The sequence below is a fragment of the Streptococcus panodentis genome (assembly GCF_017884005.1).
Lineage (GTDB): Bacteria > Bacillota > Bacilli > Lactobacillales > Streptococcaceae > Streptococcus > Streptococcus panodentis.
Map to the genome: position 1 here is coordinate 31029 of NZ_QFAY01000023.1, position 19854 is coordinate 50882.

The 19854-nt window shown below is 43.0% G+C and carries 23 protein-coding genes; all 23 read left to right on the top strand.

Going from position 1 to position 19854, the window contains the following annotated elements; all coding sequences use genetic code 11:
• The first annotated feature begins 6 nt into the window (after window positions 1–6).
• The 23 genes from DHL47_RS10200 to DHL47_RS10310 all read left to right on the top strand — a co-directional run bounded on the left by DHL47_RS10200 (window position 7) and on the right by DHL47_RS10310 (window position 19642).
• Window positions 7–489: an Imm6 family immunity protein gene (locus tag DHL47_RS10200; RefSeq protein WP_209551795.1), complete on the top strand. Its 483-nt coding sequence runs from the start codon at window positions 7–9 to the stop codon at window positions 487–489.
• A gap of 10 nt (window positions 490–499) precedes the next feature.
• Window positions 500–985, top strand: a complete 486-nt coding sequence (locus tag DHL47_RS10205) for an Imm6 family immunity protein (RefSeq protein ID WP_209551796.1) — start codon at window positions 500–502, stop codon at window positions 983–985.
• A 517-nt stretch (window positions 986–1502) separates the two neighbouring features.
• Window positions 1503–1736, top strand: coding sequence for a hypothetical protein (locus tag DHL47_RS10210; protein WP_128837424.1), 234 nt, complete (start codon window positions 1503–1505; stop codon window positions 1734–1736).
• Between the two features lie 20 nt (window positions 1737–1756).
• Window positions 1757–2239 (top strand): Imm6 family immunity protein, encoded by a 483-nt coding sequence (locus DHL47_RS10215; RefSeq protein WP_209551797.1) that lies wholly within the window; start codon window positions 1757–1759, stop codon window positions 2237–2239.
• Between the two features lie 51 nt (window positions 2240–2290).
• A complete protein-coding gene (locus DHL47_RS10220; protein WP_245335605.1) occupies window positions 2291–2695 on the top strand; it encodes a hypothetical protein in 405 nt (134 codons plus the stop codon).
• A 188-nt stretch (window positions 2696–2883) separates the two neighbouring features.
• Entirely contained in the window at window positions 2884–3357 is a 474-nt protein-coding gene (locus tag DHL47_RS10225) for a hypothetical protein (protein ID WP_209551798.1), read from the top strand.
• Between the two features lie 378 nt (window positions 3358–3735).
• Window positions 3736–3906 (top strand): hypothetical protein, encoded by a 171-nt coding sequence (locus DHL47_RS13435; RefSeq protein ID WP_338060117.1) that lies wholly within the window; start codon window positions 3736–3738, stop codon window positions 3904–3906.
• A gap of 130 nt (window positions 3907–4036) precedes the next feature.
• The gene (locus DHL47_RS10235; protein ID WP_209551799.1) at window positions 4037–4369 is read left to right on the top strand and encodes a hypothetical protein; all 333 of its coding nucleotides are present in this window, start codon (window positions 4037–4039) and stop codon (window positions 4367–4369) included.
• A gap of 159 nt (window positions 4370–4528) precedes the next feature.
• Window positions 4529–4861 (top strand): hypothetical protein, encoded by a 333-nt coding sequence (locus DHL47_RS10240; RefSeq protein ID WP_209551800.1) that lies wholly within the window; start codon window positions 4529–4531, stop codon window positions 4859–4861.
• A gap of 876 nt (window positions 4862–5737) precedes the next feature.
• On the top strand, window positions 5738–6577 hold the full coding sequence (locus DHL47_RS10245; protein ID WP_209551801.1) for a metallophosphoesterase family protein: 840 nt from the start codon (window positions 5738–5740) through the stop codon (window positions 6575–6577).
• 101 nt (window positions 6578–6678) lie between these two features.
• Window positions 6679–7284: a nitroreductase family protein gene (locus DHL47_RS10250; protein ID WP_209551802.1), complete on the top strand. Its 606-nt coding sequence runs from the start codon at window positions 6679–6681 to the stop codon at window positions 7282–7284.
• Between the two features lie 84 nt (window positions 7285–7368).
• Window positions 7369–8769, top strand: a complete 1401-nt coding sequence (pepV, locus tag DHL47_RS10255) for a dipeptidase PepV (RefSeq protein WP_209551803.1) — start codon at window positions 7369–7371, stop codon at window positions 8767–8769.
• 56 nt (window positions 8770–8825) lie between these two features.
• Window positions 8826–9410, top strand: coding sequence for a uracil-DNA glycosylase family protein (locus DHL47_RS10260; protein WP_209551804.1), 585 nt, complete (start codon window positions 8826–8828; stop codon window positions 9408–9410).
• A gap of 11 nt (window positions 9411–9421) precedes the next feature.
• Window positions 9422–9763, top strand: a complete 342-nt coding sequence (locus tag DHL47_RS10265) for a TfoX/Sxy family protein (protein WP_209551805.1) — start codon at window positions 9422–9424, stop codon at window positions 9761–9763.
• 258 nt (window positions 9764–10021) lie between these two features.
• Window positions 10022–10474, top strand: a complete 453-nt coding sequence (locus tag DHL47_RS10270; protein WP_209551806.1) for a MarR family winged helix-turn-helix transcriptional regulator — start codon at window positions 10022–10024, stop codon at window positions 10472–10474.
• Entirely contained in the window at window positions 10471–12003 is a 1533-nt protein-coding gene (locus DHL47_RS10275; RefSeq protein ID WP_209551807.1) for an ABC transporter permease/substrate-binding protein, read from the top strand. Before DHL47_RS10270 ends, DHL47_RS10275 begins: the two co-directional genes overlap by 4 nt.
• Entirely contained in the window at window positions 12000–12728 is a 729-nt protein-coding gene (locus DHL47_RS10280; protein WP_209551808.1) for an ATP-binding cassette domain-containing protein, read from the top strand. Before DHL47_RS10275 ends, DHL47_RS10280 begins: the two co-directional genes overlap by 4 nt.
• Window positions 12725–13351, top strand: coding sequence for an endonuclease III domain-containing protein (locus DHL47_RS10285; RefSeq protein WP_209551809.1), 627 nt, complete (start codon window positions 12725–12727; stop codon window positions 13349–13351). Before DHL47_RS10280 ends, DHL47_RS10285 begins: the two co-directional genes overlap by 4 nt.
• Window positions 13352–13503: 152 nt before the next feature.
• Window positions 13504–14481, top strand: a complete 978-nt coding sequence (locus tag DHL47_RS10290) for a zinc-binding alcohol dehydrogenase family protein (protein WP_245335607.1) — start codon at window positions 13504–13506, stop codon at window positions 14479–14481.
• Between the two features lie 9 nt (window positions 14482–14490).
• Window positions 14491–14787 (top strand): rhodanese-like domain-containing protein, encoded by a 297-nt coding sequence (locus DHL47_RS10295; protein ID WP_209551810.1) that lies wholly within the window; start codon window positions 14491–14493, stop codon window positions 14785–14787.
• Window positions 14788–15211: 424 nt separating this feature from the next.
• Window positions 15212–15961 (top strand): LD-carboxypeptidase LdcB/DacB, encoded by a 750-nt coding sequence (ldcB, locus tag DHL47_RS10300; protein ID WP_209551816.1) that lies wholly within the window; start codon window positions 15212–15214, stop codon window positions 15959–15961.
• Between the two features lie 67 nt (window positions 15962–16028).
• The gene (locus DHL47_RS10305; protein WP_128837413.1) at window positions 16029–16319 is read left to right on the top strand and encodes a cupin domain-containing protein; all 291 of its coding nucleotides are present in this window, start codon (window positions 16029–16031) and stop codon (window positions 16317–16319) included.
• 1160 nt (window positions 16320–17479) lie between these two features.
• Window positions 17480–19642: a CAP domain-containing protein gene (locus DHL47_RS10310; RefSeq protein WP_209551811.1), complete on the top strand. Its 2163-nt coding sequence runs from the start codon at window positions 17480–17482 to the stop codon at window positions 19640–19642.
• Window positions 19643–19854 lie beyond the last annotated feature (212 nt).

Consider the following 19854-nt stretch of genomic DNA (forward strand, 5'->3'; position numbering starts at 1 on the left):
ATAGAAATGGAATTAAGCCTTAATCTTTTACATTTTATGCAAAAACTAACGGATTCTCTAGAAAGGTATATAAAAAACCTAGAGTATAAGGAATATGTGCATAAAACATTAGAACTCACAAGTAAATCTATTGATAGAACTAGTGAGTCTGATCCAGACTTATTGTATAGTAGATTGGAAAACATGGATGAGGAAGATATTTTAACTTATTTTGAGTTAGACAAAGAGACCAATCCTGCTATTTGGAATTGTATCGCGAATTTTCTTGCTTTAGTTAGTTACTACTCTTATGAAGCTACTGGTGAAAAATATTTTCCTGAGACCATTGAGAGTGTGGATGAAGAAACACTAGAAGATTATTTTGATAATTATAAAAAACTAATCAATTCGTACAAAGAATTATCAAAATTGAACAACTCACTCCAGGATGAGAAGTATTTAAAAGATAAAGTTATTGCCCATTATTTTAAATTTCTTTTCGGAGGATAAAGATAAGAATATGAGAGTAGTAGAACTTTGCTTTATGCTAACTTTTTCAGAAGCAATTTTTGCTCAAATAAAAACACAATATAAAACTCAAATTCGAACTGCTTTAGATGAATGTTGGAGTTTTTTAGAAAACAAAAATAAGTCAGGAAAAGATCTTTATATTCTGTTAGATGATGGAACTGATTTTAATGGAATTTTTATCTACATGCAATTAGATAATGATGAAACTAATATTCCTTTATGGGATAATATCAGCTATGCGATAGCTGCAACTGCTAAGGAGGCGTACTTATTTGAACATCAAACACAGTTACCTTCCGCCTTGGAAAATATAGATTCAAATTTATTAGACATATTTATTGCAAATTTAGAAGAAATAAACTCAAATTTATATAAATATGTTGGAGAGATAAAAGAATTTGTGGGGAATGATCACTCGTTTTCAAAAATTGCTGCTCTCAACGAATTGGAAAAATTGGGACTAATTGAATTTTAATGTGTCTTTTAAATATTTTGGAAATGATAACAATTTGTTAAGAAGAAATTGCAGAATCTGCAAGTCGTGAGCAAGTGATTGTTAAGTTGTGGTCTTATTGTTTAAAATGTGATAACTAGGTCTTATCACATTTTTATATTTTCAAAAGTTTTTGATATACTAGATTTCTATTGATTGCTCATTATCTGGTTGTGATATAATATGTCCAAAGTACACCCCTAGAATTACAATTTGCAGAAGAATAGATAAATGAAAATAGATGAAAGAATATTAGAAGCTTTAAAAGCCATTAATTTCGTAGAACGATATGAGAAGTTATCAAAGTATTACAATGAGCAAAGAACCCCCGAAAGGTCAAGAACTCAATTATTTTGACGGTGATTTTTTTGATGGAGATTGTTGAATCATTGGGCCACAAAGTTCAGTATGATAAGCGAGAACGATTTTTCCATATTGCGTTGCAACAAGTTGATAATTTCCGTTTTGGTTTTCACATTTTGAAGAAGCAGTACAACATATGGATCCTGAAAAAGCAAAAGGTACATTAGAAATGCATCAATCTAATCCAAGTGGTGTATGTACTTCGTGCATTTCTGGTATCACAAATGATGCTGCTAAAGAAGGAATTTTTTTACAATTTTCAAAAAAATATCCAGATTTAAAAATTGTGGTTACATCAGTCGAGAGAGAGGGTGTTAGAAAAGTTGGAAGGTTAAATTTCACAATCCAAAATGGAAAGTATTTGAAGTAGTGAGGTAAGGAAAGTAAAAAATGAGTAAAAATATAAACGCAATATATAAACTAGGGATTGCTACCTGGTTATCCAAATCTATGCAGGAAAGTAAGTTTTATAAAAATATTGATGAGCTTCTTGAAGCTTGTTGGAAATGGGTAGAAAATAAGGAGGTATCAGCAGATTATTTATACTCTCTTCTTGATGATGGGACTGAATTTGGAGGAACTTTTATTTATATGCAAGAGGATAATCTAAAATATGAATCAAGGTGGAACTGTATCTTTGAAGCTGGTGCTTCGATATCTTCATTAGCTTTTGAGTTCGAGAGGAAAAAATATATACCTGCATTATTAGAAGAAATTGATTCTGAACAACAAGAGGCGTACTTTAATGAACAATTACAGGATATTTTTGGAAATAAAATTGAAGTTTTAGAAAATTATAAAAAATATTTATCAAGCAATCTTGATATAACAAAAGATGGAATTTTAAATAAATTATCAGAGATACTTGGTTAAATGTGAAGTTAGTAATATTCCATTTTATCAGCTGTTAAACTGTCGGGTTAAATGTATACAAAACATAGGGAAAGAACCCCCGAAGGTGAAGAATTAGATTATTTTGATGGCGATTTTCTGATGGAGATTGTGGAATCATTAGGCTACGAAGTTCATTATGATAAACGAGAACGTTTTTTCCATATTGATTTGGAGGAAGTTGGGAATTTTCGCTTTGGCTTTCATTTTGCTTTTGAACGCGGTCGATTGGAATTGATTTGGGTTGTCTATGATAACTGTAAAGCAATACTAGGAAGTCCATTTGCTTCATATGCGAAATGGCTAATCTCAAGAGACTATATTATACTGAAACCTGTAATTTCCAGTTATGATGATTTTGAAAAGGTAATGAAAATAGCATTTGAAATGTATGAGGATTTTAAGCAAGCATTTTTGAAGATTTCTGAAGAGCAATAATTTTAAAAATTACAATTAACTCTAAGTTTATTTAATTTCCAAAATGTGGTAGCCTAGTGTTATCACATTTTTATATTTTTGAAAGTTTTTGTTATACTAGATTTCTATTGATTACTCAATTATCTGGTTGTGATATAATATGTCCAAAGTACACCCCCTAGAATTACAATTTACAGAAGAATAGATAAATGAAAATAGATAAAAGAATATTAGAAGCTTTAAAAGCCATTAATTTTGTCGAACAATACGAGCAACTATCCAACTATTACAATAAAGATAGGACACCAAAGGGTAAAGAACTTGATTATTTTGATGGCGATTTTCTGATGGAGATTGTGGAATTATTAGGCTACAAAGTTCATTATGATAAACGAGAACATTTTTTCTATATTGATTTGGAATCAGTCGGAAAATTTCAATTTGGCTTTCATTTTGCTCTTAAATCAGGCAGACTAGAATTGATTTGGGTTGTTTATGAAGGAGGTGAAGTGCTTCTTGGTTCTCCTTGGACTAGATATGCTAGGTTAATGATTGCACGTGATTATATTATAAAACAACCCATTATTTCCGATTATGTAGATTTTCGAGATGTCATGAAAATCGCTTTTGAAATGTATGAAGATTTTAAGCAAGCATTTTTAAAGATTTCTGAAGAGGAGTAATTTTAAAAATTACAATTGACTCTAAGTTTATTTTATTTCCAAAATGTGGCAGACTGGTGTTATCGCATTTTTATTTTATGACTTTCGGTCAGTTTCACTCCATAGCTGCTAGACGACAGTTCTAGAACTTTAAAGGCGGTGGAGGAAATAGTGGTTCGAAAACTGTAATTTCAAATACTATTGAAACCAAAACACCCGAAACCATTATTGCTGAGAGAACAAATGGGTTAGATCTAGTACCTCATCCAACTACTCAAAAGCAGCTTAGTCCTAAAAAATGAAGGAATTCAAACAAAAGATTGCTGATCGAACAATTACAAGAGAAGAATATGAACAGTATGATTGGATAAGAGATTTTCAAAAAGACGTAGAGATGGTGTGGATTTATTTTGGCTTGATGAACGTAAAAGGTTAATGAACGGTGAAGTGAGTAGCAGAGCATGGACCAGTTCGCAACGACAAGATATTATTGATGGTAAAAACCAACATATAATGGCAAAACACTTCAGGGTCATCACACTTATAGTGCTTCTCAATATCCACACTTAGCAAACAGACCCGAAGTTATTTTTCCAGCTACTTTTAATGAGCATTTTTACGGATGGCATGGAGGAAATTGGAAGATGAGTTTACCTGGTGAACGAATAAATACAATTGAAGATTTTTAAAAGGAGAAATTATGCTTAAATTTATCGCTAAAATAAAATCGGATTGTAATGAAATAAAAATCGTGAAAATTATACGAGATTTTAGTCATGAACCAATTGGAATAATTAAAGAAAAAATGGCCAATAATACATCTGTAGTTGAAACAGAATATTTGAATTTAGAACAATTGAAGGTTTTTAGAAAAAAACTGGAAGAAATAATGGAATTGGGTGGGAAGGTTCAATTATTTCTTGATGACGAAATTGTATCTATGCAGTTTTTAAGTAATGTAATAGAATCACAGGAAGATACCAAAAATCAAATTGAGCAAGTTGACTTTTATATGTTTGATGAAGAAGATTGAAATTCATATAATAAAACAGATTTATAATTTTTAAAATAAACAATATCCTATTATATTTAATAAGTATTTTCGCGGATGGCATGGTGGAAACTGGAAAACAAGTTTACCAGGTAAACGAATTGATATTATTGATGATTTTTAATATAGGAAGGGATAGTCATGGAAACAGTAGATATAATAATTAAACAAATTACAAATAAAACAATGACATATAAGGTGTTAAGGGAAGTTACCCCATTCTCTTTAAGCGAAATAAAGTCTAGAATAGAAAAACACGAACCAGTAATGTCAGCCAATGATTTGAAACTAGATGAATTAAAGAAAATTAGAGAAGCAATAAAAAAATTAAATAATTTAGGAACTAAAGTGATAATAAAGGATGTTACTGGTGAAATAACTTTAGAAATATTGAATAATATTATTACTAGTTATGAAGGGATTGCAAGAGACACAGAAGAACTAGATGAACTTATGTTTTCTGATGAGGAATAAAATGCCATATATTGAAACAGATTTATCATTTTAAACAAATAATAAGTTTCAAGAGTATTGAACCATCTGAGATATTTTGGATGGTTTTTACATCTTCGGAGATTTTTTGTTATACTATATTATTAACTATTGTTAAGTTATGGTCCTATTGTTTAAAATGTGATAACTAGTTGTTGTTATCACATTTTTATATTTTTGAAATTTTTAATTATACTAGATTTCTATTGATTACACAATTATTTGGTTGTGATATAATATGTCCAAAGTACACCCTAGAATTACAATTTACAGAAGAATAGATAAATGAAAATAGATGAAAGAATATTAGAAGCTTTAAAAGCCATTAATTTCGTAGAATGATATGAGAAGTTATCAAAGTATTACAATGAGCAAAGAACCCCCGAAAGGTCAAGAACTCAATTATTTTGACGGTGATTTTTTTGATGGAGATTGTTGAATCATTGGGCCACAAAGTTCAGTATGATAAGCGAGAACGATTTTTCCATATTGCGTTGCAACAAGTTGATAATTTCCGTTTTGGTTTTCACATTTTGAAGAAGCAGTATCATATTTTCATCGTTCTTCTCATTCGTTGATAAATCAACTCTGACATCAAGCTTTGCTTGACTTGATTCATAACCTCAGGCATCATTCCCTGATGGTCTGAGAGGTGCGGGGTGGGTTGAAAAGGTCTGGGAGAACTTTTTTAAGTGGGAAATAAAACCTGCAAAGTAAGTGTCAAAAACAGCCTGAGGTTAGGCTGTTTCAGGTCAGCAACTAGAGACGAAGACTTGCTGACAAAATCGAAAACCCCGCCTTACCGATTTTTGTACACTCTATTTGTGCTATAATGGAAGTATTCTTGGAGGATAAGATATGAAACAGAAGATTGCAATTTTATCTGATATTCACGGTAATGTTACTGCCCTGCGGGCAGTTATCGCAGATGCGGAAAGGCTGGGTGCAAGGGAATATTGGCTTTTGGGAGATATTCTGCTGCCCGGTCCGGCTGAAAATGATCTTTTTGAACTGCTTGAGCCGCTGCCTATTACTGCGGCAGTCCGCGGAAACTGGGATGACTGTGTCCTAGAAGCCTTGGATGGCGCATATGGCCTTGATGACCCGCAGGAGGTGCAGCTCTTGCGCCTGACCCAGTATTTGATGGAGCGGATTCATCCAGCTCATATTGACTGGCTTCGGAATCTTCCTTTGACAGCGGCTAAGGAAATCAATGGCCTGCGCTTTGCCCTTTCCCATAATCTCCCTGATAAGAACTACGGCAGTGGCCTGCAGGTGACAAACAGCACCGAAGATTTTAATCAGCTGGTCTCGGAGGATGTAGATGTGGCTATCTACGGTCACGTTCACAAACAGCTGCTCCGCTATGCCACGACAGGTCAGCAAATCCTTAATCCTGGTACGATAGGCATGCCTTATTTCACTTGGGGGAAGTTGCAGAATCACCGAGCTCAGTATGCTCTGATAGAGATAGAAGAAGATGGTCTGACCAATATTAGCTTTCGCAAAGTAGCTTATGATACTGAAGCAGAGTTAAAACTGGCTAAAGAAAAGCAGCTGCCCTACATCGAACTGTATGAAGAACTCCGCCGAGAGGACAATTATCCGGGTCATAACAAGGAATTGCTGGCTCAGCTCAATGAGAAATATGCTTATATCAAGGATGTGCAAAAATACTATGATTTTTTAAGGGAATGAAAAACCCCTGCAAACTCTTACAAAATATGTTAAAATAAGGGTAATAGTAATTAATGATGGGGATTTTTGATTTCCGTCCTTGTTTAGAAAAGGAATCTGCTATGAAATTTTTAGAATTAAATAAGAAGCGCCATGCAACCAAGCACTTCAAAGACAAACCGGTGGACCCTAAGGATGTCCGCACGGCCATTGAGATTGCAACTTTGGCGCCCAGCGCTCACAACAGTCAGCCCTGGAAGTTTGTCGTCGTACGGGAGAGGAATGCGGAACTGGCAAGTATCGCCTACGGTGCCAATCAGGACCAAATCCAGGAAGCACCGGTGACCATCGCCCTCTTTACCGATACAGATCTCGCTAAGCGGGCCCGCAAGATTGCCCGAATCGCCGGCGTCAACAATATGACAGATGAGCTCCTGCAATACTATATGCAGAACCTGCCCGCGGAGTACAGCCATTACAGCGCCCAGCAGAAAAGCGACTATCTGGCTCTGAATGCCGGTCTGGTAGCCATGAATCTGGTCTTGGCCCTGACTGACCAGGGAATCAGCTCCAACATCATCCTTGGTTTTGACAAGTCAAAGGCCAATGAGGTTTTGGCAATCGATGGACGTTTTCGGCCAGAACTCTTGATTACAGTTGGCTATACGGACGATAAGCTGGAACCTAGCTATCGTCTGCCAGTGGATGAAATCATCGAGAAACGCTAAGTTTCCCTGCTTTGGAAGGGATGGTTTCGGATTATACGAATTAAATCGCAACAAATTCATTTTAAATCGAAAAGGAGAAAGTCCATGACAGTTGATTTTAAAGCAGAAGTTGACAAAAGGAAGGAAGCCCTCTTGGCTGATTTGTTCAGCCTTTTGGAGATTAACTCTGAGCGGGATGATGCTAAGGCAGATGCTCAGCATCCTTTCGGTCCCGGTCCGGTGAAGGCGCTGGATAAGTTTTTGGAGCTGGCGGCGCGTGACGGCTATCCGACCGAGAATGTAGATAATTATGCCGGTCATTTTGAGTTTGGTCAAGGCGATGAAGTTCTGGGTATCTTTGCCCATATGGATGTCGTGCCGGCTGGCAGCGGCTGGGATACAGATCCTTATACCCCGACCATCAAGGACAACCGCCTCTATGCCCGCGGAGCCAGCGATGACAAGGGACCGACAGTAGCCTGCTACTATGGCCTTAAGATTATCAAAGAGCTGGGCCTGCCGACTTCTAAAAAGGTTCGTTTCATTGTCGGGACTGACGAAGAGTCCGGCTGGGCGGATATGGACTATTACTTCCAGCATGTCGGTCTGCCTGAGCCTGACTTTGGCTTTTCTCCTGATGCTGAATTCCCGATTATCAATGGAGAGAAAGGCAATATCACTGAGTATCTGCACTTTGCCGGGGAAAATAGCGGACCAGCACATCTGCATAGCTTTAGGGGCGGACTGCGGGAAAATATGGTGCCTGAGTCTGCAACAGCAGTGGTGTCCGGACAGCTGCCCGGCTTGGTAGACAAGCTGGATGCTTTTGCTAAGGAACACCAGCTGCGCTTCACCTATGAAGAGTTGGCAGGCGGGCAAATCACGGTCACTCTGGTTGGCAAGTCAGCTCATGGTGCTATGCCGGCTTCCGGTATCAACGGTGCGACTTATCTGGCGAAATTCCTGTCCCAGTTTGACTTTGCCGGTCCAGCCAAGGACTATCTGGCAGTGGCGGGTGATGCGCTGCTCAATGACCATAAAGGACAGGCGCTGGGCATTGCCTTCCATGATGAAAAGATGGGAGATCTGTCTATGAATGCCGGTGTCTTCCGCTTTGACGAAAAGAGCGGGGACAATACGATCGCCCTCAATATCCGCTATCCACAAGGGACCAGTCCAGAGGCTATTCAGCAAGTGCTGGCTAAGCTGCCAGTTGCCCAAGTAACGCTTGCCCAGCATGGTCACACGCCGCACTATGTGCCTTTGGAAGATCCGCTGGTACAGACCCTGCTCAGCGTTTATGAAAAGCAAACCGGACTCAAGGGACACGAGCAGGTGATTGGCGGCGGTACGTTCGGCCGTCTGCTCAAACGCGGGGTTGCTTATGGTGCTATGTTCCCGGATTCGATTGATACCATGCATCAGGCCAATGAATTCATTGACCTGGATGACCTTTTCCGGGCAGCGGCTATTTATGCCGAAGCAATCTACGAATTGATTAAATAATTTTTGAACTCGTTTGGCGCTGCCAGATGAGTTTCTTTAAAAGCAGGAGCAGCTCTATGAAGACACTAGAAGACATCACCAAGGCCATCATGGCCGATCCGCAGAATCAAGCTTATACAGAAAAGGGTATCGAGCCGCTCTTTGCGGCGCCTCGGACAGCCCGTATCAATATCGTCGGTCAGGCACCGGGCCTCAAGGCTCAGGAGTCGCGGCTTTACTGGAAAGATAAGAGCGGCGACCGCCTGCGCGAATGGCTGGGAGTCAGCGAGGAGACCTTTTATCAGTCGGGCTATTTCGCTGTGATTCCCATGGACTTTTACTTTCCTGGTCATGGAAAATCCGGTGATCTGCCGCCGCGCAAGGGATTTGCGGAAAAGTGGCATCAGCCGATTTTAGAGCTGCTGCCGGACATCCAGCTGACCATTCTCATCGGCCAGTATGCTCAGAAATACTACCTGCATCAAAAAGGCAGCGTCAAGCTGACGGACACGGTGCGCAACTATGAGCACTACCTGCCAGACTTTTTCCCGCTGGTCCACCCTTCACCCCGCAATCAAATCTGGATGGCCAAGAATCCTTGGTTCAGCCAGCAAGTGATACCGGATTTGCAGGAGCGCGTGCAAAAGATACTTAAAAAATAAAGGAGAAAGCAATGGCATCCAGCAAGGACTATCTGACCTTCATCCTTGGGCAGCTGGCAGACTTGGAGAAGATTCGCTACAGAGCTATGATGGGCGAGTACATCCTTTACTACAAGGAAAAAATAGTGGGCGGTATCTATGATGACCGTCTCTTGGTAAAGCCAGTCAAGGCAGCGCGGGAGTTTATGCCCCAAGCCGAGCTGGAGCTGCCCTATCCGGGAGCTAAAGAGATGCTGCTGGTGGACCATGTGGACAGCAAGGACTATCTGACAGGCCTGTTCAAGGCTATGTTTAAGGAGCTGCCCGCTCCGAAAGTTAAAAGAAAAAATAAGCAGCAATCCAGTCTTCCCTGAGGCTGGATTTTAATATGAAAAATGATATGATGATGCATACCCAATGAACATCATCAGTAAACGAGGCAGGAGCAGACGGGGTGGCAGCTGGCTGCTCATCCTGTCGCGAGAAATCTCTCTAACTCCTGCACTAATTTAGCTGACGTGGTTTGAAGAGATTTTCGAAGAGAATAAACGAAATCTTTGACAAATAAACTTCTATATCGTAGAATATTAGAAAAATAATTTTATATCCTACATTTGGAACAGGAAGGTAACATGGACAGAAAAATAGACAATGCCGGCTTTTACATTGGAAAGATTCACCGTTTATCAAACCGCTTAATGAATCATATTCTGTCAAAGCGGCAGATGCTGGATTTTAACAGCGAGCAGGGACGTATTCTGCACGCTCTCTGGCAGCAGGATCGGCAGAACCAGACTGAGCTGGCGGACATGACCGGCCTGACCCTCAATACGCTGACCAAAATGCTGGAGCGCATGATGGCTATGAAGCTGGTGGAGCGCTGTCCGCATGAGAGTGACCGGCGCAAGAAAGTCATCTGTCTGACGGACCACGCCAAGGGACTGCGGGAAGAATACCAGCAGATTTCACAGGAAATGACAGCGATTTTCTATCAGGGCTTTTCCGGACAGGAGATTGCCGATTTTGAGGGCTATCTGGAAAGGATTCTGGGTAATATAGCACAAGCAGGAAAGGACGAAATATGAGTGAATTTTTAAATCTGATCAGCAGGCAGCGGGATTTCTTGCTGGGGCTGGTTTGGGATCATATCTGGATTTCGGGTTTGGCCATTCTTTTGGCCCTTATTCTGGGGGTTGGTCTGGGGATTTTGATTAGCTTCAGGCGGAGCTGGGCATCTCTGGTCATTGGTCTGGTCAATGTCCTCTATACAGTGCCCTCCATTGCCCTGCTGGGGATTTTGATTTCCATTACGGGCATTGGCAATAAAACAGCCATCATCGCCCTGACTCTTTATGCCTTGCTTCCTATGGTTCGAGCGACCTATACTGGGATTACCGGTGTTGAGCCCCTTCTGGTCGAAGCAGCAGAAGGGATGGGCTCGACCCGCCGGCAGATTCTGACCAAGATTCAGCTGCCACTGGCCTTTCCAGTCATGATGTCGGGTTTTCGCAATATGGTCACTATGACCATCGCCCTGACCGGGATTGCTTCCTTTGTCGGGGCGGGCGGTCTTGGGGTGGCCATTTACCGCGGGATTACGACCAACAACCAAGCTCTGACGCTGGCCGGCAGCCTTCTAGTCGCCCTCTTGGCCCTGTTTTTTGACTTTCTCCTTGCTTTCATGGAGCGTTCAGCCGCTACGCATCGAACAGTGTTGAAAAAGTGGGGGCTGGGGTTAGCTGTTTTCTTGCTGCTAGCAGCAGGAGCGCTGGCTATTTCCCAAATGGCTCAAGGACAGGGAACCATCAAGATTGCCACGAAACCGCAGACCGAGAACTATATTTTGGGTGAAATGCAAAAGCAGGTCATCGAGGAGTACACGGACCTTAAGGCGGAGATGACCAAGGGCGTGGGCGGCGGAACGTCCAATATCCACCCAGCCATGGTCAAGGGAGATTTTGACATCTATGCTGAGTACACGGGCACGATTTGGGAGGTCATCCTTAAAAAGGAAGGCTCCTATGATGAAAGTCAGTTCCAAGAGCTGAGTCAGATCTATCAGCAAGATTACAGTCTGGTCTGGGCCTCTTCCTTTGGTTTTAATAATACCTATGGCCTGGCAGTGCGCAAGGAAATAGCAGAGCAGTACAATCTCAAAACCTACAGCGATTTGGCCAAGGCGGGACCTAATCTCACTTTTGGAGCCGAGTATGACTTTTTCGGCCGCGAGGATGGATTTGCCAAGCTGGAGCAGACTTACGGCATGAAGTTCAAGTCGCAGGTGGATATGGACAGCGGGCTCAAGTACCAGGCTATCCAGTCCGGTCAAGTGGATGTAATGGATATTTTCACTACGGACGGTCAGCTCTATCGTTCTGGCCTAGTCGTCTTAGAGGATGATAAGAAGATGTACCCTTCCTATCGGGCAGGGACCGTCGTGCGGGAGGAGACGCTGGAAAAATATCCGCAGCTGAAAGAAGCACTGGCTAAGCTGGACGGCATTTTAGATGACAGCAAAATGGCTGAGCTTAACCACAAGGTGGAGACAGATAAGGAAGAGCCGGAAAAGGTAGCCCATGACTATCTGCTGGAGAAAGGAGTGCTGCCCCAATGATTGAATATAAAAATATCACGAAAGCTTACGGAGACAAGGAGATTCTGAAAGATTTCAGCCTGAAGATTGAGGAGGGAGACTTTCTGACCATTGTCGGAAGGTCCGGATCGGGCAAGACGACCCTGCTCAAGATGGTCAATGGCTTGGTCAAGCCGGATCAGGGACAGGTGCTGGTCAAGGGCCAGGGTATCGAAGGGCAGGATTTGATCCAGCTGCGGCGGCAGATTGGCTACGCCATTCAGGGCAATGTCCTCTTTCCCCACATGACCGTCGCAGAAAATATCGCCTATGTCCTGTGGCTCCAGGGACAGAAGGAAGAACAGATTGCTGCTATAGTGGAGCAAAAGCTGGCCATGCTGGACTTGGAAGCAGACTTAAAAGACCGCTATCCGGCAGAATTATCCGGCGGTCAGGCCCAGCGAGTCGGCATCGCCCGCTCACTGGGGGCCAATCCGTCCATTCTCCTCATGGATGAGCCTTTCGGTGCAGTGGATGCCATTACCCGCTATCAGCTGCAGCGCGAGCTCAAAAAGCTCTATCAGACCAATCAAATGACGGTTGTCTTCATTACCCACGACATCACTGAGGCCCTGAAGCTAGGCAGCAAGGTGCTGGTCTTGGACAACGGGCAGATTCAGCAGTTTGCCAGCCCGATGGAAATCCAGCAGCAGCCTGCCAATGATTTTGTCCGGGATTTGCTGGATATTGCAGGAGTGAGCAAATGACTGATCAGAAGCTTGTGGATGTGCTCAATCGTCTGGTGGCCCATTACGGCCATCAGGATTGGTGGCAGGAGAAAAATATCGTCGGCGACCTGCTGTCCATGGTGCTCATTCAGCGGACGACGGAGCGAAATGCCAAGCTGGCCCTGCAGAATTTAGCGGACTGTTTGGATCTGCAGCAGCTGGCGGACCTGCCCTTGGAGGAGCTGCAGGAGGCCATTCGGCCGGCAGGTTTCTGTAAACAAAAGTCTCAGACCATTAAAAATTTAGTCGGCTGGCTCCTGCCCTATGAGGATCGGATGGAAGAGCTGCACAGCCGGACGACGGAAGCGCTGCGGCAGGAACTCTTGGCCATCAAAGGCATTGGTCCAGAAACAGCAGACGTCATTTTGCTTTATATCTTTAAGCGCAAGGTCTTTGTAGCGGATGAATACTCCAGGCGGCTCTTTCAGCGGCTGGGGCTGGGTGAGTTTCCTGCCTATGAGGACTTGCGCCAGGCTTGGGGGCATCTAGCCCAGTACGAAAGCCAAAAGCAGTGCCGCGAGTGGCATGCGGCCATTGATGTGCACGGAAAGGCCTATCGGCTGGCCAAGGGAAAGCTGGACGAGACTTGGCTGCTGAGCTGATTTAGAACCAGTTTAGGAATATTTACTGTTTTATGAGGAAAAGAGTTTTGCCTCAGCCTTTACTTCGATGTACATGTTGGTAACGCTGACTGTTTTCATCCTTTTGACCTTTATTGCCTAGAATTATCAAAAACATGAAAGAAGGTAGGACCATGACAGATAAAATGAAAGCCATTGTGATTTACGAAGCAGGCGGGCCGGAAAAGCTGCTCTTAGAAGACAGACCTATTCCTCAAGTCAGGGAGGGCTGGACCTTGGTCAAGGTCAGAGGCTTTGGCATCAATCACTCAGAAATCTTTACACGGCAGGGACTGTCGCCTACAGTGAAATTTCCCCGTATTCTGGGGATTGAGTGCGTCGGTCAGGTGGCAGAGACGACCCGACCGGACCTGCAGCCGGGCCAGAAGGTTGTCTCCATAATGGGCGAAATGGGCCGGGCTTATGACGGATCATATGCAGAGTTTGCCCTCCTGCCCAATGAGCAGATCTACCCAGTAAAGACCGATTTGACTTGGACAGAATTAGCCGCTGTGCCTGAGACCTACTACACGGCCTTTGGTTCTTTGAAAAATCTTCAGGTGCAGGAAAACGACAGGATTTTAGTGCGGGCGGCCACCAGCGGTGTCGGTCTGGCCTTCGCCCGTCTGGTCAAGGCACGGTTTCCCAATGCCTATATCGCAGGATCTGTGCGCAGTGGTTCGAAGCAGTTTCTGCTCCAGCATCAGCCCTATGATGACATTATCATGGACCAGAACGGTCGGCTGGAGACCGATGAGAAGTTCGAAAAAATCCTTGAATTGACCGGTCCGGCGACGATTAAGGATTCTTTTGCCCATATAGCGGAAGGCGGCATTATCTGCAATACCGGCCAGCTGGGCGGTCAATGGTATCTGGAAAATTTTGACCCTATTGTGGAAATCAAAAACAATAGCTTTTTGACCAGCTTTTACTCTGGCAATGTCAGTCAGTCCCTGATAGACGAGCTGTTTGCCTATATTGACCGCTATGAGGTCAATGTCACTCCGCGCCGGGTTTTCCCTTTAGAGCAGGTGCCAGAAGCCCATGCCTACATTGAAGGGAAGGCTGGTTTTGGAAAAGTTATCATTATCAATGATGAGAGAAAATCGTGAGGAGAAAAGATGAACGAGCTATCAGCCAATGAATTTTACGAAAAAGCAAGCAGCCAGACCCTGTCGGTGATTGATGTCCGCGAGCCGGACGAGTTTGCGGCCGGTCATATAGCCGGCTCTTTCAACCTGCCGCTGAGCCAGCTGGCAGATCGTTATGCCATGTTGGACCAGACCAAAGCGCATTATATCATCTGCCAAAAAGGCGGCCGCTCAGCGCGTGCCTGTGAATTCCTGGAAAATCACGGCTATCAGGTGACCAATGTACAGGGAGGTCTGGAAGCTTATCCGGCAGAAGGGATAGACTGACCAATTGACACTCTTTAAATGTTGGATATGGCGAGGCTGGGCAAAAAGTCCAGTCTTTTGTATCATTGGAAAAACAGATTGACGCAGTGGTTGATTGGCATCTTCGTTCACTTGTTAAGCTCCTAAGATGGCCGAATCACATTATTTGAGTATAATCTGAACAAATGACTGCTAAAATGAATTGAATTTTTGGCAGTCTTTTTGTATACTATAAAGGTATAATAATTTAAAGCTCAATGAAAATCATCAGCAAACTAGAAAGCTAGTCGCAATCTGCCCGCTGCCTTGTGTGAATTCTTATAAGGCCAGTTGGCAAAAGAGAAGGTTTGCGAACGGGTCTATTGTTGTTAAAAGAAGGAGACCAAGAGCTGGAGCAGCAGGGGAAACGACGGCTCAGCAGTTTCTAAAGGTGAACACGATGAATATGAAATATAGTACATTGCTTTTTCTGACGGCAGCTGCCCTCACGCTTGCTGCTTGCTCATCCAAGCAGGATACAGGCGGCAGCTCGCAAGAGCAGGCAGCTTCAAGCAGTCCGACTTCCAGTCAGAGCTCAGAGAACAATTCTGAGGACAATAAGGCACAGGTCAGCGAAAATCCAGAAGTCGAAAATGTAGACAAAACTGTTTCCTACAATGGAAGTTATTACAGTGTAGCGGGCAAGTATGATGAAATTGTTATTGCAAATAAACACTATCCCTTGTCACCTTCCTACAATCCCGGTGAAAACCCGACTGCCAAATCAGAATTGCTCAAATTGATTGCGGACATGCAGGCTCAAGGCTATGCCATTAGCGACCAATACAGCGGTTTTCGCAGCTATGATAGCCAGACAGGTCTCTATCAAAACTATGTCAATCAGGACGGAAAAGAAGCAGCAGACCGCTACTCAGCCCGACCGGGCTACAGTGAGCACCAGACCGGCCTGGCTTTTGACCTGATTGACAGCAGCGGCAATTTGGTACAAGAAGCGGGAGCCAGTCAGTGGCTTTTGGATAATGCTTATAAGTACGGCTTTATCGTCCGCTATCAGGCTGGCAAGGAAGCCTCTACCGGCTACATGCCGGAAAGCTGGCACCTGCGCTATATCGGCAAGGAAGCAAAAGAGATCTCTGATTCAGGCTTGTCACTGGAAGAATACTATGGCTTTACAGGCGGTGATTATACGGAATAAGCCGGTCAAAGCAATAAGCTGCCAACTGCCTGCAGCTTCACTCATCTGTCACAAAGGAGGACAAAACATGAAATTTTATCTCACCAACCCCCATAATGATTTTGTAGAAACACCGGTCCAAGAAGAAGGCCGCATCATCCACCATCTTCATTTGGCTAAAGGAAAAGAAGTGCCCGAACACAGCGCAGATGCTCTGGTTACGGTGGTTTGTCTCTCCGGTGATGTCAGCTTTTCAGCAGGCGGCCAGACTGTCCGGCTGGTATCAGGCTCTTTCCTCACCATGGAGCCCAATGAACCGCATAGCCTGATTGGAGAGGAAGACAGCCATCTCTTAGTTATCAAGCAATTAAAATACTGACAAAGTCACCCTAGGGAGGGGACAGCGAATGGGATTCGCTGTCCCCTCCCTATTTTTTGCTGTTCCTGCCCAATGAAAATTAAAACAGTCCTTTCTTTCGTCTTGCTTCTCCCATTCACTCCCAGCCCACGAGGCTCTCACAGTCCGGGGGACTGTGAGAGGTTGTAGATAAAACAAACGCAGTTTGTGTCAAAACAGTCCGGGGGACTGTGAGAGGTTGTAGATAAAACAAACGCAGTTTGTGTCAAAACAGTCCGGGAGACTGTGAGAGGTTGTAGATAAAACAAACGCAGTTTGTGTCAAAACAGTCCGGGGGACTGTGAGAGGTTGTAGATAAAACAAACGCAGTTTGTGTCAAAACAGTCCTTCTGGACTGTTGGAGCAAGGCAAGCTAACAAAGTAATAAAAGATAAACTAAATGACGATACATAAAAGGAGGTTGGGAGACGGGGCCAGATGCAGAGTCAGGTCCTGATTGGGAATGTTCTTTTTGTTATGCAGGGAATATCCGGAATTTTGAATAAAACAAACAAAGGGACAAACAAGGATATTTGGATACTTTGAGCCTTAAAATAAACTTAAAATTGGCTTAAAAATCCCTTAAAATAAGCTTAAAATAAACTTAAACAGAGAAGGCGATAGGATAAAGTTTTTGGTATAAAATATTTTTATGATTAAAACTATAAAAAATAATTTACAAAGTGTAAACCAAATTATAAACAAAAAAATTATCAAAAAGTTCGTAAAAAAGTAGGTATTTGTTTCTCTAATAAACATCAGAACAATTTTTGTTCAAAATCACGAACTATAAAAAATTACCGATGAAAATAATTTACAGAATGACAACTAAATCTATTGCATTCCCAAAATTCTTGTGCTATAATTCGAATTGAGGGTGAAATATGCATAAAAAAGTATTTTTAAGCATGAGCTTGATCAGGATTTTATCTTTTCTGCTGTTTGAAATGTTTGAAAGTAAAATTTCTTTTAGCAATATCGCTAATTGGTGATTTCTTTAAATCGTTTGGACTGCAAAAGATAAAATCAACGGCTTCTTGCCGGATCGCAAAAGCTGAAAGACTTTTTTATGAACTTGTGCACAAAAATATCAACTCCCCCACAAAATAAAATTATGAAGTGATTTTGGAGGTTTAATCAAAATGACTAATCGTTTCAGATTTTTATCCCGCTCTGTTTTAGCTGCTGCGACGCTGGTTCCTGCCTTTGCTGCTGCTAATAATGTGCAAGCTGCGGATTATGATTACGGCTATAATTATGGCTACAATTATAACTACAATCGTTACCAGCCAGGCTACAACTATTGGAACACTGGCTATAACAACCGTTATAACTCTTATTCAAACTATTACAATGCTTATAACCGTCTGAACTACGGCTATAATAACTGGTATGGCTATGACAACTACTATAACAACAACTGGGGTTATGGTTATAATGGCTACAATAACTGGAATTATGGCTATAACAACGGCTGGTATGGCTACAACAATGGCTGGAACGGCTACAATAACGGCTGGAATAACTATGACTACAGCTATGACCGTTACAATAATTACAATAGTTTAAGCAATGACCCTAACTATACTTACTGGAATGGCAATCATTACTACCGTATGAATGACGGCAGCTACCGCATTTACCGCAACGGTTCTTGGGTTGCCTTGGACAATGGTTCTAACAGCAGCTCTGGCTATGAAAGCCTGCGCAATGATGCCAACTATACTTACTGGAACGGCAATCATTACTACCGCATGAACGACGGCAGCTACCGGATTTACCGCAATGGTTCTTGGGAGCCAGTGTCCAATACCGGCGATAGCAATAGCGGCTACAATAACCTGAGAAATGACAGCCACTACCGTTATGAAAATGGCTATCACTATTACGTTTTGGAAGACGGCTCTTACTATTACTATGCAAATGGCGAATGGGTTCTGGTCAAAGCAGCAGAGACTCCAGCGGATCCTGCAACTCCAGCACCGACTCCAGAGCCAACTCCAACTCCGACTCCGGAACCAGCACCAAACGACAAACCTGATCAACCGGTCAATCCAGGCACAGATCAGCCGGTGACTCCGGGTACAGATCAACCGGTCAATCCAGGCACAGATCAGCCAGTGACCCCAGGTACGGATACACCAAGCGATTCAGATGTCCCAGGTATTGAACTGCCTCCGACACCGCCTTTCGTTCATGAAGACAAGCCTTTCAATCCATTCGCTCCTGAAACTCCGTCAACGCCGGCAGATCCATCAGACAGCGGTTCTGCAGACCAGCCAGCAACTCCGGCTATTCCTGGAAATTCTGGCTTGGTAACAACTGACGAACCAAGCGAAAACCAAATTCCGCCATACGTTGAAAAACCAGCAGAAGGTCTGGAACATCTGGAATGGGCACCAAACGGACAGACTCCGAAAATTATCTACCCTTCTGGCAAGCCAGGCGATGCAGCCTTAGAGGCCGATCCAAACTATTACTATGACGGCAGCACTCATTACTACTATGTACCTTCCAATTCTGAGCGTACCGGTTATTCTCCTTACTGGAAGTGGTTCGGTGATGTCTGGAAACTGCAAGGGATGACGGACCCTAACGACCCAGCACTTGACCCTAAACTCCATGAAAACACAGCTGACGATGAGTATATGTACAGTGACCGGGATTCCAGCGTCAAACTGTACTCAACGAATCTGGTTGCTACCGGTCAGGCTGGTCAGCCATTGCCATTCCAAAATGTGGAAGAGTTCAAGAACTATGTTATCGAAAAAATGAATCCGAAATTTGTCGATAACTCTGGATGGGATGCAAAAGTTGAGTGGGAAATTGAAAATCCAGAACTCTTTGAAATGTCTAAACAGAACCCATGGGCGAAAGATTATGTCCTGATTGCCAACCTCAAGAGCGGTGTCGATGACGATAAGTACAAAGATGTCGAATTTGGCCATGTGAAATTCGTCTACCGCATCGAAGCTACGGATGCTACAAACTATGTTGCTTTGGACAAGGCTAAAGAAGCTTTCGCTAAAATCAACGAAGAGCGTGCAGCCCAAGGCTTGAAAGAGCTGGCTTGGTCAGATGACATCTACCTCAATCAGGCCCTGCCAAAAGTTCATGCAATCTCTCGTCAATTCGACAGTTCAGGCTTTGTTGGACGTCGTGATGATGATCCGGCTGTAGTTGCTAAGAAATGGGCGAACAGCGGACTCAGAGAATGGCTTTTGGATCCAAACTCAACTGAAGGTGCAGTAGCGGCAGTAGTTGATGGCAACGGAGACTACTACTGGGCTTTCAATTATAAATAAAAACCAAGAGCCAGCAAATCCTCAGACTATTTCACTCACATAAAGCAGCAAGAGGCGGTCATCACTGTCATGAGCCGAGCCCAAGCAAACAAGATGTGAATGGAAATAGAAAAATCAAGGCTTTAAAAAAGCAATGAGTCTGGGACAAAAAGGCTTCAAAAAAAGCAACGACTAGAAAACAGCCGTTGCTTTTTGCATTCTAAAGATAAATT

Coding starts and splice junctions, on each gene's coding strand:
- DHL47_RS10200 (WP_209551795.1), top strand. CDS start 7: ATGGAATTAAGCCTTAATCTTTTACATTTTATGCAAAAACTAACGGAT.
- DHL47_RS10205 (WP_209551796.1), top strand. CDS start 500: ATGAGAGTAGTAGAACTTTGCTTTATGCTAACTTTTTCAGAAGCAATT.
- DHL47_RS10210 (WP_128837424.1), top strand. CDS start 1,503: ATGGATCCTGAAAAAGCAAAAGGTACATTAGAAATGCATCAATCTAAT.
- DHL47_RS10215 (WP_209551797.1), top strand. CDS start 1,757: ATGAGTAAAAATATAAACGCAATATATAAACTAGGGATTGCTACCTGG.
- DHL47_RS10220 (WP_245335605.1), top strand. CDS start 2,291: ATGTATACAAAACATAGGGAAAGAACCCCCGAAGGTGAAGAATTAGAT.
- DHL47_RS10225 (WP_209551798.1), top strand. CDS start 2,884: ATGAAAATAGATAAAAGAATATTAGAAGCTTTAAAAGCCATTAATTTT.
- DHL47_RS10235 (WP_209551799.1), top strand. CDS start 4,037: ATGCTTAAATTTATCGCTAAAATAAAATCGGATTGTAATGAAATAAAA.
- DHL47_RS10240 (WP_209551800.1), top strand. CDS start 4,529: ATGGAAACAGTAGATATAATAATTAAACAAATTACAAATAAAACAATG.
- DHL47_RS10245 (WP_209551801.1), top strand. CDS start 5,738: ATGAAACAGAAGATTGCAATTTTATCTGATATTCACGGTAATGTTACT.
- DHL47_RS10250 (WP_209551802.1), top strand. CDS start 6,679: ATGAAATTTTTAGAATTAAATAAGAAGCGCCATGCAACCAAGCACTTC.
- pepV (WP_209551803.1), top strand. CDS start 7,369: ATGACAGTTGATTTTAAAGCAGAAGTTGACAAAAGGAAGGAAGCCCTC.
- DHL47_RS10260 (WP_209551804.1), top strand. CDS start 8,826: ATGAAGACACTAGAAGACATCACCAAGGCCATCATGGCCGATCCGCAG.
- DHL47_RS10265 (WP_209551805.1), top strand. CDS start 9,422: ATGGCATCCAGCAAGGACTATCTGACCTTCATCCTTGGGCAGCTGGCA.
- DHL47_RS10270 (WP_209551806.1), top strand. CDS start 10,022: ATGGACAGAAAAATAGACAATGCCGGCTTTTACATTGGAAAGATTCAC.
- DHL47_RS10275 (WP_209551807.1), top strand. CDS start 10,471: ATGAGTGAATTTTTAAATCTGATCAGCAGGCAGCGGGATTTCTTGCTG.
- DHL47_RS10280 (WP_209551808.1), top strand. CDS start 12,000: ATGATTGAATATAAAAATATCACGAAAGCTTACGGAGACAAGGAGATT.
- DHL47_RS10285 (WP_209551809.1), top strand. CDS start 12,725: ATGACTGATCAGAAGCTTGTGGATGTGCTCAATCGTCTGGTGGCCCAT.
- DHL47_RS10290 (WP_245335607.1), top strand. CDS start 13,504: ATGACAGATAAAATGAAAGCCATTGTGATTTACGAAGCAGGCGGGCCG.
- DHL47_RS10295 (WP_209551810.1), top strand. CDS start 14,491: ATGAACGAGCTATCAGCCAATGAATTTTACGAAAAAGCAAGCAGCCAG.
- ldcB (WP_209551816.1), top strand. CDS start 15,212: ATGAAATATAGTACATTGCTTTTTCTGACGGCAGCTGCCCTCACGCTT.
- DHL47_RS10305 (WP_128837413.1), top strand. CDS start 16,029: ATGAAATTTTATCTCACCAACCCCCATAATGATTTTGTAGAAACACCG.
- DHL47_RS10310 (WP_209551811.1), top strand. CDS start 17,480: ATGACTAATCGTTTCAGATTTTTATCCCGCTCTGTTTTAGCTGCTGCG.